The sequence below is a fragment of the Halobaculum roseum genome, from assembly GCF_019880245.1.
In the GTDB taxonomy this organism is placed as follows: Archaea; Halobacteriota; Halobacteria; order Halobacteriales; family Haloferacaceae; genus Halobaculum; species Halobaculum roseum.
Genome location: NZ_CP082286.1, coordinates 2,332,087 through 2,350,279, shown reverse-complemented (window position 1 = coordinate 2,350,279; position 18,193 = coordinate 2,332,087). Strand labels below are relative to the sequence as shown.

21 protein-coding genes are annotated in these 18,193 nt (G+C 68.3%); 13 read left to right on the top strand and 8 right to left on the bottom strand.

Features of this window, described 5'->3' with window-relative positions:
• Nucleotides 1–352: 352 nt before the first annotated feature.
• The 3 genes from K6T36_RS11885 to K6T36_RS11875 are packed head-to-tail and all read left to right on the top strand — an operon-like array spanning nt 353 to nt 2,023.
• Nucleotides 353–1,186 (top strand): class I SAM-dependent methyltransferase, encoded by an 834-nt coding sequence (locus K6T36_RS11885; RefSeq protein WP_222923447.1) that lies wholly within the window; start codon nt 353–355, stop codon nt 1,184–1,186.
• A 47-nt stretch (nt 1,187–1,233) separates the two neighbouring features.
• Nucleotides 1,234–1,866, top strand: coding sequence for a hypothetical protein (locus K6T36_RS11880; protein WP_222921472.1), 633 nt, complete (start codon nt 1,234–1,236; stop codon nt 1,864–1,866).
• Complete coding sequence (locus tag K6T36_RS11875) at nt 1,859–2,023, top strand: hypothetical protein (RefSeq protein ID WP_222606768.1); 165 nt, start codon at nt 1,859–1,861, stop codon at nt 2,021–2,023. Before K6T36_RS11880 ends, K6T36_RS11875 begins: the two co-directional genes overlap by 8 nt.
• A 4-nt stretch (nt 2,024–2,027) precedes the next feature.
• Here K6T36_RS11875 and K6T36_RS11870 read toward each other — a convergent pair whose 3' ends face one another.
• Both K6T36_RS11870 and K6T36_RS11865 read right to left on the bottom strand, forming a co-directional pair.
• Entirely contained in the window at nt 2,028–2,675 is a 648-nt protein-coding gene (locus tag K6T36_RS11870) for a DUF7095 family protein (RefSeq protein ID WP_222921471.1), read from the bottom strand.
• Between the two features lie 83 nt (nt 2,676–2,758).
• A complete protein-coding gene (locus K6T36_RS11865; RefSeq protein ID WP_222606766.1) occupies nt 2,759–3,220 on the bottom strand; it encodes a DUF4442 domain-containing protein in 462 nt (153 codons plus the stop codon).
• A gap of 124 nt (nt 3,221–3,344) precedes the next feature.
• Between K6T36_RS11865 and ncsA the strand changes: the two genes are divergently transcribed.
• On the top strand, nt 3,345–4,316 hold the full coding sequence (ncsA, locus tag K6T36_RS11860; protein WP_222921470.1) for a tRNA 2-thiolation protein NcsA: 972 nt from the start codon (nt 3,345–3,347) through the stop codon (nt 4,314–4,316).
• Nucleotides 4,317–4,512: 196 nt separating this feature from the next.
• Here ncsA and ftsZ read toward each other — a convergent pair whose 3' ends face one another.
• From ftsZ to K6T36_RS11845, 3 genes are all read right to left on the bottom strand, one after another.
• Nucleotides 4,513–5,718, bottom strand: coding sequence for a cell division protein FtsZ (ftsZ, locus tag K6T36_RS11855; RefSeq protein ID WP_222606764.1), 1,206 nt, complete (start codon nt 5,716–5,718; stop codon nt 4,513–4,515).
• Nucleotides 5,719–5,720: 2 nt separating this feature from the next.
• The gene (locus K6T36_RS11850; RefSeq protein WP_073306558.1) at nt 5,721–5,912 is read right to left on the bottom strand and encodes a ribbon-helix-helix domain-containing protein; all 192 of its coding nucleotides are present in this window, start codon (nt 5,910–5,912) and stop codon (nt 5,721–5,723) included.
• A 212-nt stretch (nt 5,913–6,124) separates the two neighbouring features.
• Entirely contained in the window at nt 6,125–6,787 is a 663-nt protein-coding gene (locus K6T36_RS11845; protein WP_222921469.1) for a CopG family transcriptional regulator, read from the bottom strand.
• A 319-nt stretch (nt 6,788–7,106) separates the two neighbouring features.
• Here K6T36_RS11845 and K6T36_RS11840 point away from each other — a divergent pair, with 319 nt between their 5' ends.
• Genes K6T36_RS11840 through K6T36_RS11830 form a run of 3 tightly spaced genes read left to right on the top strand, consistent with a single transcriptional unit; the run spans nt 7,107 to nt 10,074 of the window.
• Nucleotides 7,107–8,213: a metal ABC transporter substrate-binding protein gene (locus K6T36_RS11840; RefSeq protein ID WP_222921468.1), complete on the top strand. Its 1,107-nt coding sequence runs from the start codon at nt 7,107–7,109 to the stop codon at nt 8,211–8,213.
• A complete protein-coding gene (locus K6T36_RS11835; protein ID WP_222921467.1) occupies nt 8,210–9,022 on the top strand; it encodes a metal ABC transporter ATP-binding protein in 813 nt (270 codons plus the stop codon). Before K6T36_RS11840 ends, K6T36_RS11835 begins: the two co-directional genes overlap by 4 nt.
• Nucleotides 9,019–10,074: a metal ABC transporter permease gene (locus tag K6T36_RS11830; protein WP_222921466.1), complete on the top strand. Its 1,056-nt coding sequence runs from the start codon at nt 9,019–9,021 to the stop codon at nt 10,072–10,074. Before K6T36_RS11835 ends, K6T36_RS11830 begins: the two co-directional genes overlap by 4 nt.
• A 131-nt stretch (nt 10,075–10,205) precedes the next feature.
• On the opposite strand, the gene K6T36_RS11825 is transcribed toward K6T36_RS11830, so the two are convergent.
• Together K6T36_RS11825 and K6T36_RS11820 are read right to left on the bottom strand one after the other, a co-directional pair.
• Nucleotides 10,206–10,529 (bottom strand): DUF7521 family protein, encoded by a 324-nt coding sequence (locus K6T36_RS11825; protein WP_222921465.1) that lies wholly within the window; start codon nt 10,527–10,529, stop codon nt 10,206–10,208.
• 1 nt (nt 10,530) lies between these two features.
• Nucleotides 10,531–10,878, bottom strand: a complete 348-nt coding sequence (locus K6T36_RS11820) for a winged helix-turn-helix domain-containing protein (RefSeq protein WP_222921464.1) — start codon at nt 10,876–10,878, stop codon at nt 10,531–10,533.
• Nucleotides 10,879–10,977: 99 nt separating this feature from the next.
• On the opposite strand from K6T36_RS11820, the gene K6T36_RS11815 reads away from it, so the two are divergent.
• From K6T36_RS11815 to K6T36_RS11790, 6 genes are all read left to right on the top strand, one after another.
• Nucleotides 10,978–11,355 carry a hypothetical protein gene (locus tag K6T36_RS11815; protein WP_222921463.1) on the top strand — a complete coding sequence of 126 codons (378 nt, stop codon included), beginning with the start codon at nt 10,978–10,980 and terminating at the stop codon, nt 11,353–11,355.
• Between the two features lie 4 nt (nt 11,356–11,359).
• Nucleotides 11,360–12,256 (top strand): CPBP family intramembrane glutamic endopeptidase, encoded by an 897-nt coding sequence (locus K6T36_RS11810; protein ID WP_222921462.1) that lies wholly within the window; start codon nt 11,360–11,362, stop codon nt 12,254–12,256.
• 187 nt (nt 12,257–12,443) lie between these two features.
• Nucleotides 12,444–13,673, top strand: a complete 1,230-nt coding sequence (locus tag K6T36_RS11805) for a M24 family metallopeptidase (RefSeq protein ID WP_222921461.1) — start codon at nt 12,444–12,446, stop codon at nt 13,671–13,673.
• An 89-nt stretch (nt 13,674–13,762) separates the two neighbouring features.
• The gene (locus tag K6T36_RS11800; protein WP_222921460.1) at nt 13,763–14,065 is read left to right on the top strand and encodes a hypothetical protein; all 303 of its coding nucleotides are present in this window, start codon (nt 13,763–13,765) and stop codon (nt 14,063–14,065) included.
• 251 nt (nt 14,066–14,316) lie between these two features.
• Nucleotides 14,317–14,925: an HAD family hydrolase gene (locus K6T36_RS11795; protein WP_222921459.1), complete on the top strand. Its 609-nt coding sequence runs from the start codon at nt 14,317–14,319 to the stop codon at nt 14,923–14,925.
• Between the two features lie 113 nt (nt 14,926–15,038).
• Complete coding sequence (locus tag K6T36_RS11790) at nt 15,039–15,950, top strand: methyl-accepting chemotaxis protein (protein WP_222921458.1); 912 nt, start codon at nt 15,039–15,041, stop codon at nt 15,948–15,950.
• 50 nt (nt 15,951–16,000) lie between these two features.
• Here K6T36_RS11790 and K6T36_RS11785 read toward each other — a convergent pair whose 3' ends face one another.
• Nucleotides 16,001–18,004 carry a DUF2070 family protein gene (locus K6T36_RS11785; protein WP_222921457.1) on the bottom strand — a complete coding sequence of 668 codons (2,004 nt, stop codon included), beginning with the start codon at nt 18,002–18,004 and terminating at the stop codon, nt 16,001–16,003.
• Nucleotides 18,005–18,193: the final 189 nt, after the last annotated feature.

The following is an 18,193-nucleotide window of genomic DNA, read 5'->3' as shown; positions in this document are numbered from 1 at the left end:
GCGAGTGTGACCTCACGAGACCGGAGGTCTCGAGTAGTGCGCGGTCGCCTCGCGCGAGGGAGGAACGAGGGAGCGCGAGCGACCGAGTGAATCGGCTGGGGAGGAGGTGGCTGCGGTACGGTGTGGTGGTGTGGTGGGAATGAAAGGGGCCGGCGCTGTCGATAGGCGAGACGACGTAAGCACCGCAGCCGTGGGAGCGAAGCGACCGAGGTGAGGAGCGCAACGAGTCGCAGCCATCGACAGCGCCGGGGGCTTTCCTCATCGTATGTTGCTCGGGCAGACCGGCTGTGACGGCTCGATCGGATCCATCACCTTATCACCCCGAGCCGACCACGAACCCGACGACCGCTCGATGCGCCGCTTCACCGCAGACTACCTCGAACGCACGCGCCGCGGGATGTGGGAGTCGCGCGAGGCCCTCTCCCCGCTCGCGCTCCCCACCCGCTCGCGAGTCCTCGACGTGGGCTGCGGCACCGGCGAACTCACGCGCGTGCTCGCCGAAGAGGCGCCCGACGCGACAGTTGTCGGCGTCGACGCGGACACGGACCTGCTCGCGGCCGCCCGCGACGCCGAGGAAGCGCGCGTCGACCCCGACACCCGAACCGACCGCGACATCGCCTACTGCGCCGGCGACGCGACCCGCCTCCCGTTCCCGAACGACGCCTTCGACCTCGTGGTCTGTCAGGCGCTGCTGATCAACCTCCCCGACCCCGCCGCGGCGGTGCGGGAGTTCGCCCGCGTCTCCGCGGACCTCGTCGCGGCCGTCGAGCCCGACAACGCCGACGTGGCCGTCGAATCGACCGTCTGCTCCGAGGCGGGGCTGGAGGCCCGCGTCCGCGAGGCGTACATCGCCGGCGTCGAGACCGACGTGGCGATGGGCGACCGCGTGCGCGAGCTGTTCGCCGACGCCGGCCTCTCCGACGTCGACTCGCGACGCTACCGCCACGAGAAGCGCGTCGAGCCGCCGTACTCCGAGGCGGACCTCCGCGGCATCGCGCGCAAGGCCAGCGGCGACGGCATCGCCGACCACGAGGCCGAACTCCGGCGGGAACTCGACGACGACGGCTACGACGCGCTCCGCAGGGAGTGGCGCGAGATGGGTCGAACCGCCGCGGGGCAGGCGGCCGACCGCGAGTACGAGCGCGTCGAGTGGGTGCCGTTCGACGTGACCGTCGGCCACGTGTGATCGTTCCGGGATTTGAAACGGGATGACGAGCCAGTAGTCACCCAGGAATGGGCGAGAGGGACGACTTCGATCCGGAGACAGATGTACTCAACCGCTATGAGTCGATGGTCGAAACACAAATCGAGACGCTGAACGGGATCGATGAGAAAGCGGCCCGGATCATGCGCATAATCCCGATACTCTTGGGTGGATTTCTGACAGCTTTCTCGGTTTTGATCTCGGTGGATGGTATCCGAGTGTCTGATTCGGGTCCAGTTCCACTGATTGTACTCGCAGTCGGGCTCGGGACGTTACTCCTGTCGCTTGGATACAGCGTGATCACCTACCTCGGGAGTGTATTCGAGTTCGGCCCCACAGTCGAACTCGGCCGGTTCATGTCTAAGTATCAAGTAGACGGTCAGGAATACAGAGATCGGCTGTTAGACGGATACAGTAACAGTATTCAAAACAATCGGCGAGTTGTCAATGCAAACTCGCGTCGGTTTCGTCGGTCGCTGTTGAGTTTCCTCTGTTCGATGACCCTCGTGTCCGCGGGGATCACGGGAGTAGTGGTTGATCTCTCGACGCAATCGAACCTTGTTCTCACATTTTTGCTCGTTCTCGGACTTATCGGTCTCATTGAGTACGTAGAGCAGGAAGAGTATTTGACTCTGGAGCGACAACACGAGGACAATGAGTAGCGACGAAGGAGAGACGTACGAAAAGGAGAAACGCTCACTCGACGACTCCGACGCGGTCGTCGAAGAGGACGGCGAGAAACAATTGAAAATGGAGTCGCTGAGCAAGAGCGGCGGAAACGCCAGAAAGGAGTCAGATACGGACGACTCGGATCAGTAACTCCTCACACCACGTCGCCGCGGACGGTCGCGCCCTCCTGCCGGTCGCGGTAGGCCGCGACCGCGTCGGCGATCTCGGCGGCCTCCGCCTCGTCGACGCCGAGCATCTCCAGCGCCCCCGACAGCGTCGGGAACGGGAGCTCCCCGTTCCGGAGCTTCCCCATCGTCTCGGTCGCCCGCTTCCCCTCGCCGTACAACTGCACGCCGCGGGGGTCGAGCACCTGTTCGTACGCCCCGCGGTCGAGCGCGCCCTTCAGCCGCTGTCTGACGTTCCTGTCGAACGGCGCGTTGCACACCTCCAGGTGGATCGGCTCGTCGTCCGGCAGCAACTGGGCCGCGAGACACTTCTCGGGGGCGGCGTAGCCGTTGTCGTTCGCGCGGAGCAACTCGGGATGTTCGCGCGCCCACTCCGCGGAGACGGACTTCCCGACCCCCTTCACGCCGTGGGAGCGTTCGAACTCGGCGGCCGCGTCGGCGTCGTCGCTGCGCATGAGCAGGTCCTTCGTCACGTACACGTCCAGCCGGTCGATCGGATCGAGGCCGAGCGCCACGTCGCCGTACACCCACACCTCCCGCACCGGCACCGGCATCGGCCCCTCGTCGACGGCGTCGATGATCGCCTCCACGCGGTCGAGGGCCGCCTCTCGCTCCATGACGGGGCTTGGGTGGGCGACGGGCAAGCGTCTTACGCGTCGCGACCCGCTATCGGCGGCCGGTCGCCCCCCTCCCCCGGGTGTCACTCGTCCCGGCGGACGTAGACGGTCTTCTCGACCTCGGCGTGGACGACCCCCTCGTCGTCGGTCAACTCCACATCGTACACGCGATCGCAGGACTCCCCGGGCGCGAGCGACTCGCGGATGTCGCGGACCTCCTCGTCGGGCACGTCGACCGTCGCTGTCAACGTCGACCGCCCGGGCTTCCGAAATCGGATCTCGGCTGCCTTGTCCCAGACGGTGAAGCCGTCGCCGAGGCGGCGCTGGAGCAGGACCACGTACACCGGGTCGACCGCGCCGTAGATGCTGCCGCCGAAGAGCGTCCCCATCCCGTTGCGCGTACGCCACGTGAGCGGGAGTTTCACCTCCGCCGAGGAGAAGTCCGGCGCGAGCGACGTGACCGTCGCCCCGGTCATCCAGTACGACGGGTAGTGGGAGAACCCCAGGCGGAACAGCCACGCCCGAAGCCGGTCGAGTCGCGTCATACACTGGGTCAACGGGGCCGCGTGTTGAGCCTGTCCGTCCGCGACGAGCGGGTGGCCGCGCGTGCGAGTCACGAACGGCGTCCGTGCGAAACGGGTATGCCCGCGCCGCCGCAACCCGCCGGTAATGGACTGCGACAGGTGCGGCGCCGACGCGGTGATGCACGCCGCCTACTCGGGAGCACACCTCTGTGAGTCGCACTTTTCGGAGTCGGTCGAGCGGCGCGTCCGCCGGCGCGTCCGCGAGGACGACCTGCTGCCCGACGACGCGACCCCCGAGGACCCCGAACGCTGGGTGATCGGCCTCTCGGGCGGGAAGGACAGCGTCGTGCTCGCGACGGTGCTCGACGAGACGTTCGCCGAGGACCCCCGCATCGAGCTGGTCGCGCTCTCCATCCACGAGGGGATCGAGGGGTACCGCGACGAGTCGCTGGAGGCGTGCGAGGAGCTCGCCGCGGACCTCGACATGCGCCACGAGGTGGTGAGCTACGAGGACGAGCTGGGCGTCCGCATGGACGACGTGGTCGAGGACGACCCCGAGAACATGGCCGCCTGCGCCTACTGCGGGGTGTTCCGGCGCGACCTGCTGGAGACGTACGCCGAGGACCTGGGCGCCGACAAGCTCCTCACCGGCCACAACCTCGACGACGAGGCCCAGACGGCGCTGATGAACTTCCTCGAGGGCGATGTCGCCCAGATGGCGAAGCACTTCGACGCCTCCATCGGCCCGTTCCCCGAGCGCCGCGAGAGCGAGCACTTCGTCCCGCGCGCGAAGCCGCTGCGCGACGTGCCCGAGAAGGAGGTCGCCCTCTACTGCCATCTCCGTGATCTCCCGTCGCACATGGCCGAGTGTCCGCACGCCAGCGAGGCCTACCGCGGGGAGATCCAACAGCTTCTGCTCGACATGGAGGAGCGACACCCGGGCGTCCGCCACTCGATCATGGCGGGCTACGAGGAGCTGTCGGGCGTGCTCGCCGACGAGTACCGCGACGACGACGGCGACGGCCCCGACCTCTCGCCGTGCGAGCGGTGCGGGTCGAAGACCGCCCGGGACGTGTGTCGCAAGTGCGAGTTGATCGACGCCATCGAGGCGCCGTAAACGGCCGTGTGAGCCGGTTCAGTACTGTAATACGACTCCTCGGTCGCCGTCGATAGCGCGTGAAAAGTGCGACGCGTCGAAGCCGGCCCGAACGGAGGCACCCCACGCCGAACCGGACCGTGTGCCGTCCCGTTTTGTTCGTCTCGCCGCCGCCGCGTTCGGTCCCACCCGGAGAGGCCCGTCGTCGACGTCGCCGTCAGCGGATGACGTCGAGGCCGTTGCTCCGCTCGCTGGACTCCTCTCGGCCGCCGTCGGACTGCCAGGCGGCCTCCTGCCCGTTCTGGGCGCTCTGGGCGTTCGACTTCGCGTCGAAGTCGACGTCGTCGGCCGGCCCGCCCTCGATGGACGCGCGCGACTTGTCGGCCTGCTTCTGCGTGCTCGGCCCGAGCACCTGCGCGCTCTGGACGCCGGTCATGATCGCCATGACGCGGACCTTGCCCTTGTACTCCTCCTGAATACGCGCCCCCCAGATCACGTTCGCGCTCGCCTCCAGGCGCTCGGTGATGTTGTCGGCGATGCCCTCGGCCTCCTTCAGCGTGAGGTCGGGGCCGCCGGTGATGTGGACCAGCCCGCCCGACGCGCCGCGGTAGTCCACGTCCAAAAGCGGGTGGTTCATCGCGTCGTTGACCACCTCCTGGGTCTTGTTCTTGTCCTGGGTCTCGCCGACGAGCATCACCGCGACGCCGCCCTGGTTCATGATCGTGGACATGTCCGCGTAGTCCAGGTTGATCAGGGACGGCTGGGTGATGGTCTCGGAGATGCCCTTGACCGTCTCGGCGATGATCTGGTCCATCACCGAGAACGCCTTCCCGATCGGCAGGTTCGGGACGTAATCGAGGAGCCGGTTGTTGTCGAGGACGATGATCGAGTCGGCCTCGTTGCGGAGGTTCTCGAGCCCCTCCTCGGCCTTGACGGTGCGGGCGCGCTCGACGTTGAACGGCGTCGACACCATGCCGACGACGATGGCGCCCTGCTCCTTGGCGATCTTCGAGACGACCGGCGCCGCGCCGGTGCCCGTCCCGCCGCCCATACCGGCGGTCACGAACACGAGGTCCGCGTCGCCGAGCACCTCCTTGATCGTGCCCTGGGCCATCTCGGTGGCGCGCTCGCCCATCGAGGGGTCGCCGCCCGCACCGAGGCCCTGCGTGAGGGACTTGCCGACGAGGATCTTCGTGTCGGCCTCGATCATCTTGAGGTGCTGTTTGTCGGTGTTGATCGCCACCGTCTCGGCGCCGTCGACGCCGATGTTGTACAGCCGGTTGATGGTGTTGTTGCCGGCGCCGCCCGCGCCGACGATGACGATCCGGGGCTCCCCGAACTCGTCGTCGTCGCCGGCCGCCGCCTCCATGTCGCGCTGCTCGGCTTCCGCGTTCGCGAGCGCGTCCTGAACGATGTCCTGCATCGTTACACCTTGGCCCAGCTGCGCTTACTGCGCTCGCCGCGCGTGCGCTCGCCGGACGTGTCGGCCTGTTCGTTGAGCATGTCGCGGACGGCGGACCGAATCGCTTCGCTGCGATTCGGGAACTCCCCCGTCTCGACCATCTGTTCGACCTCCTCGATCTGCTGTTTCGGGATTCGTAGTGTCACACGCTCCATTGGTTCATTCCCCCGGTAAGACGACGGCACGCACACGCGTACCCTCACATCGGCGGCCGGAGTTTCCCCGCTCCGACGCCCCTGTAAGACAGGTCGTCTTACGCACCACTACCAATATACCGTTTGTATATAAAGATGTCGGCGGTTGTATGACCGATACGGCCACGATGTCTTACGCCGAAGGACCGACGTGGTCGACCCGGCGATGTGTCTTACGTCCTGTCGAGCACGTCGGCCGCCGGGGTTCGACGCCCACATCCCGGGCAAAACCCCCAGTCGGAGCGGAGCTCGTCGCCGCACTCGCAGAACAGGCGCCGGGTCGCCTTTTCCCCGCAGTTCGGGCAGTATACGTGCTCGGCGGACACCCCCTCGCCACACTGCGCGCAGCTTCGTTCGCCCGTATCCGACGCGCCGACGGCCGAACCCGCCGAACGCGACTCCCCGCCCGCGGTCCGGTCGGCGGGCTGTGGGTTGTCCACGGGCCGGACCTCGTCCGCCGACGACTCGACTGCGGTGTCGGCGCCGTCGACGTTCACCGTGAGGTTGACCGACGGGACGCGGTCGGCGGCCGCCCCCGGGACGCCGAACGGGCGCGCGCCGCCATGGGAGAACCCATTGTCGTGGCGCCGCCCCCCGAACACCTCGTCGAGTCGGGCCGTGACCAGCTCGTCGACGCGGGCCGCGAGCGCGTCGTCGAGCGACCCGGCGGTCCCGGCGTCGCCTCCGACCGGCTCTCGCGTCTCGACGTCGCTCCGCTCCTCTGTGGCGTCGAGGTACTCACGGAGCGCCTCCCGCATGACCTCGCTTTTCGACCCCTCGAGGCCCTCGAGGCGGTCGACGAGGTCCGCATCGGCGCGGAAGGTTATCTTGCTCATACCCGCCCCGTTTTCACAGGATGCATATCAATCTATCCCACGGATCCGCCCCCGCGTAGGACGCGCAAACGCCAGTTCGACCGGTGGAGCCCTCCCTTCGACCGGTAGAGCCCTCCCGCACCGACCCGATGGATCCCCTTCCCGATCCGCGTGGGCGGTCCCCGGCCCCGGGCCCCTCTCGGAACCCGCCGCCGCTCTCAGTACCGTATACGGGAAACTCGTCGCGATCACTCCCATGACCGCCACTGAATTAGACTAGTCTAATCTTTGGCTTCGGTCGCAACAACTATAACATTCGCTCACCCTCGTACAGGTGAGTATGACCGACACACGTGACCCGGCGGGTTCGCCGGGAACGACCAGACGGCGGTTCCTCGCGGGCGGGGGCGGCCTCGCCGCGGCGGGGCTGGCCGGCTGTCTGGGCGGTGCGGTGGGAAGCGGTACGAGCGACGGGAGCGACGACGACGCCGGCGGCGGGTCCGGTGGCGACGACGGGAGCGACGGCCCGGTCGCGGTCGCCTCCTTCTTCAGCTTCTACGATTTCGCCCGAGAGATCGCCGCGGACACCCCGATCACGGTACGGAACCTCGTCCCGACCGGCCTGCACGGCCACGGGTGGGAGCCGGACGCGAGCGTCACGCGCGACATCATCGACGCCGACGCGTTCATCCACGTCGGGGAGGACTTCCAGCCGTGGGCCGACCGCGCCATCCAGACGCTGAAGGACGACGACGTGGACACGCAGCTGATCAACGTCCGCCAGGGCGTCGAGCTCGTTCCCCTCGCGGACACCCTCGACCGCGACGAGGAGGGCGTCGGCGAGGGCCGTGGGCGGGACCCGCACTTCTGGCTCGACCCGCGGCGCGCGAAGATCGCCGTCGACAACATCACCGAGGGGCTCGTCGAACTCGCGCCCGAGCACGAGGACGCCCTCCGCGACAACGCCGAGACGTACAAGACTGAGGTACTGGACCGGATCGACGCCGACTACGAGGCGGTCTTCGAGGCCGCCGAACGCGACGTGGTCCAGCTGGCCGCGCACAACGCCTTCCAGTACATCGCCGACCGCTACGGGGTGCAGATGCGCCCCCTCGTCGTCAACCTCGCCGCCAGCGGCGACGTGAAGCCGTCGGACATCACCGAGGCCAAGCGCGTCATCGACGAGAACGACATCCGCTACATCGGCGCCGGCGTCTTCGAGACGCGCCGGCCCGCGAAACAGCTGATCGCCGAGACCGACGTGGAGGCGTACTACCCGGTGACCCCGTACGCGGGCGTACGCGAGGACTGGGTCGAAAACGACTGGGGCTACGAGGAGATCGCGTACAACATCAACATGCCCACCTTCGAGGTCGTCCTCGGCAACACGGCGCCCGAGGACGCCGGCTACGACGGGTGGAACGACGAGTGGAGGAACTTCGAATGAGCCGCGCCGACGCGACGGCCGAGTCCACGACCGCCGCCGACCCCGCGGACAACGGGGCTGCCCGGCCGACTGACGACGACGTGATCTCCCTGTCGGACGTGACGTTCGGCTACACCGCGACGCCGGTCGTCGAGGACGTGAGCCTCGACATCGCCGCGGGCGAGTACGTCGCCGTCGTCGGCCCGAACGGCTCGGGCAAGTCGACGCTGATGAAGCTCATGCTCGGCCTGCTGCGTCCCGACGTGGGCGAGACGCGCCTGTTCGGCGAGCCGGCCCACCGCTTCGACGACGGCGAGCGCGTCGGCTACGTCTCCCAGCACGCCAGCGCGGCCAAGGAGATGCCGATCACCGTCCGCGAGGTGGTGAAGATGGGTCGGTTCCCGCACGTCGGCTTCGGCCTGCTGTCGGCCAAGGACTGGCGGATCGTCGACGAGGCGCTCGCGACCGTCGGGATGAGCGACTTCGCCGACCGCCGGATCACGAAGCTCTCCGGGGGACAGCGCCAGCGCGCCTTCATCGCCCGCGCGCTCGCGAGCGAGGCGGATCTGCTCGTGCTCGACGAGCCGACCGTCGGCGTCGACGCCGAGTCGGTCGAGGCGTTCTACGACCTCCTGGAGGCGCTCAACGACGACGGGATCACCGTGCTCCTCATCGAGCACGACCTCGGCGCCGTCGTCGACCACGCCGAGCGCGTGGTCTGCTTGAACCGCGAGGTGTACTTCGACGGCCCGACCGACGAGTTCGTCGAGAGCGACGCGCTCGCGCGGGCGTTCGGCACCGCCGTCGGCCTCGGCGGGGACGACCGATGACGGTGGTCGCCGGACTCTCGACCGGCGCCGTCTCCGCGCTCGCGGCGCCGATCCTCCAGTCCGAGGGGAGCCCGCTCGACCCGGTGCTCGCGCCCATCTACACCCTCCTCGACCTGTGGTCGCTCCTGTTGGGCGCGCTCGGCGACGCGACGGGGGTGGAGCTGCTCCAGTACGGATTCATGCACCGCGCGATCCTCGTCGGGCTGTGTATCGGCGTGATGGCGCCGCTCATCGGCACCTTCCTCGTCCACCGTCAGCTCGCGCTCATCGGCGACGCGCTCGCCCACACCGCCTTCGCGGGCGTCGCCGTCGGGCTGTTCCTCAACGGCGTGTTCAGCGTCGGCGTCTCCCCGTACCTCACCGCCGTGGTCGTCGCGGTGATCGCCGCGCTGCTGATCGAGGTGATCTCGGAGGTGACCGACGCGTACAACGACGTGTCGATGGCGATCATCCTCTCGACCGGGTTCGCGCTCGGGACGGTGCTGATCAGCCTCAACGCCGGCGGGCTGGCCGTCGGCATCAACCAGTACCTGTTCGGGAACCTCTCGACGGTCTCCGCGGAGAACGCCGCGATCCTGCTGGTGCTGTTCGGCATCATCGTCGCCACGGTCGCGCTCACGCGCAACCAACTGCTGTACGTCACCTTCGACGAGACGGCCGCCGAGGTGTCGGGCATCCCCGTCGCCTGGTACAACCGCGTGATGGTGATGCTCACCGCGCTGGTCGTCGTCGGCGCGATGCAGATCATGGGGGTCATCCTCGTCGCGGCGATGCTCGTCGTCCCCGTCGCGGGCGCCTCGCAGGTGTCGCGCAGCTTCACCGGGTCGCTGCTGATCTCCGTCGTGCTCGCCGAACTGGCGGTCCTGCTCGGTATCGGCCTCTCCTACTACGGCGAGGCGACCGCCGGCGGCGTCATCGTCCTCGTCGCCGTCGCGATCTACGCCGCGGCCGTCGTCGTCGGGAAGCTGCTGGAGGCCCGCGGCGACGACGACGCGCCCGAGGTCGGCGGCATCGAGGCCGACGGCCCCGAACCGGGCGGGGCCTCCGACTGACTGCCGGTCGGGGGTCGATTACGACCGACGGACCACGTACACGATTCAGGCGTTCTCAGCCACCCACCACAGTCGGGACCCGTCCACGATCGAGAGCCAATCGCGTTCGAGGATCGCCCACGATGGGGAACTCACGTCGGCATCCAAAGGGCGTACAGTATCGCTACCAACCCCGAAACCTGACTCAGTTGGGACGTGACAATGACCGCTGTGACGGGCAATCCCGGGAGGATCCCGTACAGAAGGAAGATGCAGAACGGCACGGCGAGAGCGAGCGTGAACCCGAGCGCGATATAGAACATCGGCCGACTGTCGTTGCGCCGGTAGCCGCGGTACGCCTGGTATGCGATGAGCACACCGATGACGACGCTCAGAACCTGCGTCGCTTGCTGGAACACGACGGCCCACCCCGGCGGCATCGCGGGTTCCCAGAGCTGGAGGATGGCGACCTCCATCTCAGATCCCCTCGATTAGCCGTGTGAACCGGTCGGCCGGGTCTTCCCGGCGTTCGACCTGCAGATCGAATTCCCCGTCACGCAGTTCGACACTGATCCGTTCGAGATTCGTCGTGTACATGGTTCGGTGATGTCCCCCCTCCGGATCCAGTTGCGTCCGCTCGACGAGTAAGTTACACTCTCGAAGGTCGTCCAGACGCCGGTAGATCGTCGGTTCGGAGACGTCGCAGTGATCGCTGAGTGTCGTCGCTGACATCGGCTCTCGGCTCGCTTCAGTGAGGATCGTACGTGCTGTTGCGTCCTCCAGCACGCCCGCGAGACGTTCGATGTCGTCGTCCTCACTTCCCATACCAGCTTTCGATGGTGTGGTCTCAAAGAGATTAGCGAAACTACAGAGTCTGAAGTCGTGCTGGACGGATTATACGGACCCGACCCGTCCGGGTCTCGTATGGTCGCACAAAACGCCTCCTCGCCGACACAACGGGCACGGTCGTCGACGCTCGGCGGGCTCGTGATCGTTCTTGCAAGCATCGCGCTGAGTATCGCCTCGTACGGACCGCTCGCGAACACAGTTCGGATCCGATGGATGGTCGGCACCTACTATCAGTACGGACCAGAGCACGCCTCGACGGTGTTCGTCCTCGTGGCGTTCCCCGTTGTCGTCGCAGGAGCGTCCATCGGAGCTCACTGGCTCGGGGATCACCTCGAACGTGCCGTCGGGAGCGAGGGATCCGATGGGTTCCGAACCCTCTACGACGTCTGCGTGCTGGTGACCCTCGGTATCGTTGTTGCCGTGCAAGCGCTCGTCATCGTGCTCAACCTCTGAAACCATGCCACGAGATCCCCGGTCCACGGACGCCGTCAACACGCGGAACGTGACGGAGTTCCTCGCCGTCCTCACAGCGTTGGTCCTCGGATTCGTAGCTGTCGCGCGTGCGATCGACGTGGAGATCGAGGCGTTCGGACCGCTGTACATGTTCACGCCGGCAGCCGCCGGGGTATTCGTGTGCGTACGCAACCGGATCGCACTCCGGGAGGTCGGCGTGCGCATCGGTCGCCGCCGGTGGCTCGCCTTGGCCGCGGTCCTCCCGCTCCCGGTTCTCGGAACGATAACGGCGCTTTCGATAGGTGTGCCGGGCGTGTCGTTCGACCCCTCGCTCGACGTGGCGGCCCGGATCGGCCTGCCGTCAGGGCCGTTCTGGACGCTCGTCGCACTGGGCGCCATGGTGGCGGTCGGAGCGACAGTGAACGCGGTCGCCGGGTTCGGTGAGGAGTTCGGATGGCGGGGATACCTCCTGTGGGAGCTCGCCCCCTTGGGGTTCTGGAGAGCGTCACTGGCGATCGGAACCGTTTGGGGAGTCTGGCACGCGCCCCTCGTCGTCGCCGGGTACAACTACCCGTCGTTCCCGGTCGTCGGCGTGTTCGCGCTCACGGTGGCATGCATCGCGATGACCCCACTGTTCGTCTACGTCGTCGTTCGATCGCGGTCCGTCGTTCCCGCGGCCGTCTTCCACGGCGTCTTCAACGCGGTCGGTATCGTCGGGTACGCGGCGACCGACGACGCCGTGCTCAGACAACTCGTCGCCAGCGAGGGCGGGCTCGTTGGCGTGACGGTGTTCGGGGTCGTCGCCGTCGGTATCGCCTCCACCGGGACGCCCCGCCTCTCCCGCGACGTGTTCTCCGATGAGAGCCCGAACACAGCAGGTTCGGATACTGCTGGAAACTGATCAACCGAGATCTGCGGCGTCCGTCCCCGTTCGGGCGGACCGCTTCCGGGATATCGAGCGCCGGTCGGGGCTGTCGGTTGCAGATTTCATATCGCGGTACGTGATTTATCGGTGAGGGTCGCTCGACTTCGTTGACTCCAACGCCGCTTCCCGGACGCTTATCCCGCGAGCGGCGAATTCGGCTGCCATGGCGACGAAACTCCCCGAATCGGAGTTCGACGCGCGGCTCGCGGAGGTGCGCGGGCGGCTCGCGGACACCGCTGCCGACGCGGCGACGTTCTTCGACGCGACGAGCATCGAGTACCTCTCGGGCTTTCATCACATCCAGACCGAGCGCCCGGTCGTCCTCGCGGTCACGCGGGACGGCATGGAGATCACCGTCCCACGGCTTGAGGTCGAGCGCGTGGAGCCGAACCCCCGGATCGACGCGGTCCACCACTACTTCGACTACCCGCAGGGGAAGCCGATCGAGACCGCGGCGGCGATGCTGGAGGGGATGGGCGCCGAGTCGGTCGTCTCCGACGCCGACGGCGCGCCCGGGGTGATGGGCTACGAGGGCCCCTCGCTCTCGGAGTTCGTCGAGGTCGAGAGCCAGTCGTGGGTCGACCGCATGCGCTGGGAGAAGACCGACGCCGAGGTGGATCTGGTGCGCGAGTCCGCGAAGTGGGCAAACCTCGCCCACCGCTATCTCGCCGACTACACCGAGGTCGGCGCCCACCCCGTGACGGTGAGCCAGAAGGCCACGACCGACGCCTCCCGGGCGATGCTCGACACCCTCGGGGATCGATACGCCATGCGCACGCGAGGGTCCGGACCCGTCCACGCCGGCTACATCTCCGGCAGCGAGACCGCCCTTCCGCACGGCCACACCCCCAACGAACGGCTCTCGGAAGGGGACGTGCTGATCACGGGCGCGTCCGCGAACGTCGACGGCTACCACTCCGAACTGGAGCGCACGATGTTCGTCGGGGAGCCCTCCGACGAGCAGGTCCACTACTTCGAGCTGATGCTCGAGGCTCAAACTATCGCCATCGACGCGCTCGGTCCCGGGCAGTCGATCGCCGGCGTCGACGAGGTCGTCCGCGACTACTTCCTCGAACAGGGGATCGAGGACACCGCCCAGCACCACGTCGGCCACAACATCGGCCTCGGGGGCCACGAGCCGCCGTACATCGACCGCGGCTGGGACGACTACGAGTACGTCGACGGGGCTGACGGGTCACACCCGTCAGCTAGCGGGACTTCGTCCCGCACAGGCGACGACGTGATGGCGCCCGGACAGATCTACACCATCGAACCCGGGATCTACACCGACGAGTACGGCTACCGACACTCCGACACCATCGCCATCACCGAGAACGGCACCGAATGGCTGACGTACTTCCCGCGGGACCTGGAGTCGAACGTCATCCGGTAACCCCGCGGATCGACCTTTTCCGGGGCGCTTTCAGCGTCGAAAGCGCGCCCCACGCTTTTCCGTCGGCCGGCACACAGCGCCGTCCGGACGTGCCACTGCCATCGACTGACGAGGCACGGTCGACCCTCGGGGATCGACTCCCGAGCGCCGTGACCGTGGTGGTCGAGGTCGTGATAGCTAGCACAGTACTCGCGTGGACCGCGGCGTGGCTCGCCATCGCGTCGGTGAACCTCCGGTACGGCGATTACGTCGCCGTCGCCGGGACGGTCGGACTGATGGTCGTGCCCGCGCTCGTGTACGAGTACCGGAGACTGGGATCGTCCCTCCCGCTGCCGGAACCGGACGCCCCCGACGTGTCCGTCTCGGATCTGGTGATGCCGAGTTCCGGGTGACGCGTCCGCGGGTCGAACGGTTCGACCCGGTTTTTTCGCCGTTCGTCGCTTGCGGCGCCAACAGCGCACACCATCCCTGCAGCCTCTGAGGCCCCTCGGAGCCCGCGCGTACCGATGGCCGCGATTCAGCCGTGTATCGTATATCGCGATATGAAACCCGCAGATCGCCGCGATCTGGACCCCCGACCGGAGCCGTGGAATCGGCGGACTCCGTCGGAGCGTTCTTGGCGGCTCGGGGTCGAGAGGAGGTCGTGACCGCCGTCTCGTTCGCGCTGTTCGACACGCTCGTCGAGGCCGACCTCCCGTCGGACCCGGCGGCGGCCGTCGGCGACGAATTGCGAGCCCGCGGCGTCGATGTCCCCGACGACTGGGCCGACGCCTACGGCGAGACCCACGTCGACGCCCCCGCGGGCGCGGAGGTTCCGCTCCCGGCGCACGTGAGCCGGGCGCTCGCGTCCCGCGGCGTCGACGCGCCCGGCAACGCCGCCCGACGGGCCGTCGTCGCCGCCTTCGACCCGGCGGTCCGAACCCGAACGGGGGCGGTCGACGCGGTCGAACGCGCACGCGAGGACGGACCGGTCGGGCTGCTCGCGAACTGCGCGGTGCCCGAGCTGGTCGGCCGCGTGCTCGTGCGGTCGGACCTCGCGCGCGACGACTTCGACGCCGTCGTGACGAGCGTCGCCTGCGGGTGGCGCAAGCCGGACCGGCGGGCGTTCGAGCGCGTCGCCGGCGCGCTGGGGGGCGAAGTCTCGGAGCTTACGCACGTCGGCTGCGACGGGGCGGTCGACGGCGCCGTCGCCGACATCGGCGGGCGCTATCGCGACGCCGCCGACTGGTTCCCGGCCGATCGTGACCCGTGATCGGGCCGGGTCGTAGCGGCTGTAGCCACGGGTCAGGGATCATTGGTTGTGATAATTCCGTGTCGTGATAATTTGATGCGGGATATTATCCGTTTTTGAGACGCCTCAGGGGTATGGCAACCACCGAGTCCGACGACGTGGGCGACATCGAGGTCGACATCGACGACGCGATCGACGCGGACGCCGAGGACATGAACGAGGACGCCGCCGACGCCCTGACCGGGCTGCAGGCCGCCTCCCAGCAGGTCGCGGTGTCGACGACGGAGATCGCCGGGCTGGCCGACGAGCAGTCCGAGGACATGCGAACCGTGAGCGACGAGATGACGAACCTCTCGGCGGCGATCGAGGAGGTCGCCTCCTCGGCCGAGCAGGTCGCCGCGGCGGCCGACGACGCGGAGGCGGCCGCCGAACGGGGCGAGGAGTCCGCCGAGGAGGCGATGAACGCGATCCGCGCGGTCGCCGACGCGGCCGAGTCGATGACCGAGGGCATCGAGCGGATCGGCAGGCGGATCGAGGACATCGACGAGTTCGTCGACGTGATCGACGACATCGCCGAGCAGACGAACCTGCTGGCGCTCAACGCCAACATCGAGGCCGCCCGCGCGGGCGCCGAGGGTGACGGCTTCGCGGTCGTCGCCAACGAGGTGAAGAACCTCGCCGAGGACTCTCAGGAGGAGGCCGAGGCCGTCGAGGAGACCGTCGACGAGATCAAAGCCGAGATGAACGAGGTCGTCGACGAGATCGAGGGGAGCAACGAGCGCATCGACGAGGGCGTGTCCCAGACCGCCGAGGCGATGGACCACCTCGGGGAGATCGCCGACACCGTCTCGGAGGCCTCCGCGGGGGTCAGCGAGGTCGCCCGCGCCACCGACGAGCAGGCGGCCTCCGCCGAGGAGGTGTCCGCGATGGTCGAGGACGCCGCCGGGGACGCCGACGAGATCGCCGCCGAGGCCGACGAGATCGCCGCCGCCGTCGAGGAACAGACCAACGAGATCGGCTCGGTCGTCGAGACGCTGCGCGACTGACGGGCGACACGATTCTGGCGTGGGAACAGTCGAGAGCGAGCGCCCTCCGGTTACGCGCCCGTCACGAAGAACAGCAGCACCGAGATCGCCAGCGACGCGAGGATGACCGCCGCCGCGAGCGCGCCGCCCATCGAGACGGCGGCGTTGGCGTGGCTCGCGAGCGACTCGGTTCGGTCGTTGCCGAACACCGTCACCTCGGCGTGTTCGGTCGCCATGCCGGACTCGACGGGTTCGGCGTCGGCGGCCGCCCGTTCGGCCACGTCGACGACCACGTCCGTGAGCGCGTCCCGATCGACGGCCGCGCCGACCTGGTTGTCCGCCTCTACGGTGTTGACGATGTGCGTGTCGGTCGTCATCACCTCCGCCTCGTCGGCGTCGACGGCGTCAGCGACGGCGTCGACGAGATGCCCGCGCAGCCCGGGTTCCATGTTGTTGCCGTCGACGAGCACGTACGCGGTCGTCTGTGGGCCGGCATTCGGATCATCGTCGCCCGTGGCGTCGTCGCCGGCGGCGGTCCCGGCGTCGGTATCGCCGTCGTCGTCAGCCCCGGCGGCGCCGTCGACTTCCGTCACCATCGCGCGGACGCCGAGCGGGCCGATCCCCTCCTCGGGGACCCAGTCCGTGCGCTCCCAGGCGACGCCCGCCGAGAGGTCGCCACGGGGCGCGACCGCGAGGCGCTCGCCGACGCGGCGGGCCGCCTGCATCATGTCGAACGACCGCGTCGACCCGGGAGTCACGTGGCCCAGATCCGGGCCGTCGAGGCCGTTGTTGGAGTTGTGGGCGTCGACGAGCAGCACGTCGTCCAGTCCCTCGGTGCGCGCCTCGGCGGCCGTCGATAGCCCGACCGCGTACTCCACGTCGTCGGCGAACCCTGGCGCGAACGTCGACACGAGCAGGGCGTCGTCGTCGAACCCCTGCCCCAGGATCGACGCCTCGCCGGCGGTCGTTCGGACGCTCTCGGTCGCCTCCGAGGAGTAGGTGAGCCGGTCGTACGCCCGGTCGGCCGCCTCGACGACGGTGTCGACCTCGCGTTCGGTGACGAGGTTGAAGTCGTGTCCGGCGGTCGCGTGCGGCGGGAACGCGACGCCGTCGGTCGCGGCGGCGATGCGGACCGGGAGGTTGCCGCCGCCGATCTCACCCATGGGACCGGGATGGATCATCGGGAGCACCCAACGAGCCTTCTCCTCGCCGTCGGGCGTCCGCAGCGAGAGGACCGTCACGGGAACGACCGCCTCCTCGCCCAGCTGCTCGAAGAAGTCCTCCAACTCGCGGGTCCCCTCGGCGACGTGGCCGATGAACCCCTGCAGGAAATCGAGCACCGAGACGCCGAGCGTGTTGCGCCACGGACGGTCGACGACGTAGAGGAACGTCCACACCGCGCCCGCATACAGCGCGCAGGTGAGCCCGAGCACGAGGAAGTGGTCCGGGCTGATCGCCGACAGTTCCGGCGGCGCCTCCTGGGGCCGCGAGAGATACGGCATGAGGAACGTGTCGAGCAGCGGCCCGCCGACCTCGAGGACGCGGAGCGTACCGCTGTAGACGAACAACAGGACCGCGGCGGTCAGCGTCTGGATGCTCGCGGGCACCGCCGCGACCGGGAGCGACGACCGCGAGACCGCCATGATCACGAGCAGGCGGATGGCGAACACCGACGCCAGCGCGACGACGAGCACGTCGAAGACGAACCGCTGGCCCAGCGGGGTCAGATACGCCAGCAGCCCGCCCACCGCGAGGAAGGCGACGATGACGACCTCACACACCAGCGCGAGCAGCGACGAGCGGTTCGGCGTGAGCTTCCCGCCGACCAGGCGGTCGACCCACGCGGTGCCGAGCCCGGCGACGACCGTCGGGATGCCGATGAAGAACACGCCCTCCCAGGCGTCGCGGCCGACGAACAGGACGCCGCGCCACGCGACCGAGGTTTCCGGGCGCTCGAAGGCGCCGACGCCGGCGACTGCCGCCAGCAGGAGGGCGAACGCGACCGACGTGTACCACGACGGCGCACGAAAGATGAACCGCGAGAGGCCGGCGAGGTTGCTCTGGGTCGCAGTCATACGCGTTGACGGTGGGGGACGCATGCGGGACGTAAAAATGAGGCGTACTCGTCGTGCGGATCGGTAGCGAGCGTCGAACGGAATGGCCGGACGCCGACGGGCACGTGTTCGACCTGAACTGCTCGGACAGGCTCACCCCGGTGACTTCTCGGAGGGGAATCGAGCCAGCTCAAAACCACAAGACGGAAC

Coding starts and splice junctions, on each gene's coding strand:
- K6T36_RS11885 (WP_222923447.1), top strand. CDS start 353: ATGCGCCGCTTCACCGCAGACTACCTCGAACGCACGCGCCGCGGGATG.
- K6T36_RS11880 (WP_222921472.1), top strand. CDS start 1,234: ATGGGCGAGAGGGACGACTTCGATCCGGAGACAGATGTACTCAACCGC.
- K6T36_RS11875 (WP_222606768.1), top strand. CDS start 1,859: ATGAGTAGCGACGAAGGAGAGACGTACGAAAAGGAGAAACGCTCACTC.
- K6T36_RS11870 (WP_222921471.1), bottom strand. CDS start 2,675: ATGGAGCGAGAGGCGGCCCTCGACCGCGTGGAGGCGATCATCGACGCC.
- K6T36_RS11865 (WP_222606766.1), bottom strand. CDS start 3,220: ATGACGCGACTCGACCGGCTTCGGGCGTGGCTGTTCCGCCTGGGGTTC.
- ncsA (WP_222921470.1), top strand. CDS start 3,345: ATGGACTGCGACAGGTGCGGCGCCGACGCGGTGATGCACGCCGCCTAC.
- ftsZ (WP_222606764.1), bottom strand. CDS start 5,718: ATGCAGGACATCGTTCAGGACGCGCTCGCGAACGCGGAAGCCGAGCAG.
- K6T36_RS11850 (WP_073306558.1), bottom strand. CDS start 5,912: ATGGAGCGTGTGACACTACGAATCCCGAAACAGCAGATCGAGGAGGTC.
- K6T36_RS11845 (WP_222921469.1), bottom strand. CDS start 6,787: ATGAGCAAGATAACCTTCCGCGCCGATGCGGACCTCGTCGACCGCCTC.
- K6T36_RS11840 (WP_222921468.1), top strand. CDS start 7,107: ATGACCGACACACGTGACCCGGCGGGTTCGCCGGGAACGACCAGACGG.
- K6T36_RS11835 (WP_222921467.1), top strand. CDS start 8,210: ATGAGCCGCGCCGACGCGACGGCCGAGTCCACGACCGCCGCCGACCCC.
- K6T36_RS11830 (WP_222921466.1), top strand. CDS start 9,019: ATGACGGTGGTCGCCGGACTCTCGACCGGCGCCGTCTCCGCGCTCGCG.
- K6T36_RS11825 (WP_222921465.1), bottom strand. CDS start 10,529: ATGGAGGTCGCCATCCTCCAGCTCTGGGAACCCGCGATGCCGCCGGGG.
- K6T36_RS11820 (WP_222921464.1), bottom strand. CDS start 10,878: ATGGGAAGTGAGGACGACGACATCGAACGTCTCGCGGGCGTGCTGGAG.
- K6T36_RS11815 (WP_222921463.1), top strand. CDS start 10,978: ATGGTCGCACAAAACGCCTCCTCGCCGACACAACGGGCACGGTCGTCG.
- K6T36_RS11810 (WP_222921462.1), top strand. CDS start 11,360: ATGCCACGAGATCCCCGGTCCACGGACGCCGTCAACACGCGGAACGTG.
- K6T36_RS11805 (WP_222921461.1), top strand. CDS start 12,444: ATGGCGACGAAACTCCCCGAATCGGAGTTCGACGCGCGGCTCGCGGAG.
- K6T36_RS11790 (WP_222921458.1), top strand. CDS start 15,039: ATGGCAACCACCGAGTCCGACGACGTGGGCGACATCGAGGTCGACATC.
- K6T36_RS11785 (WP_222921457.1), bottom strand. CDS start 18,004: ATGACTGCGACCCAGAGCAACCTCGCCGGCCTCTCGCGGTTCATCTTT.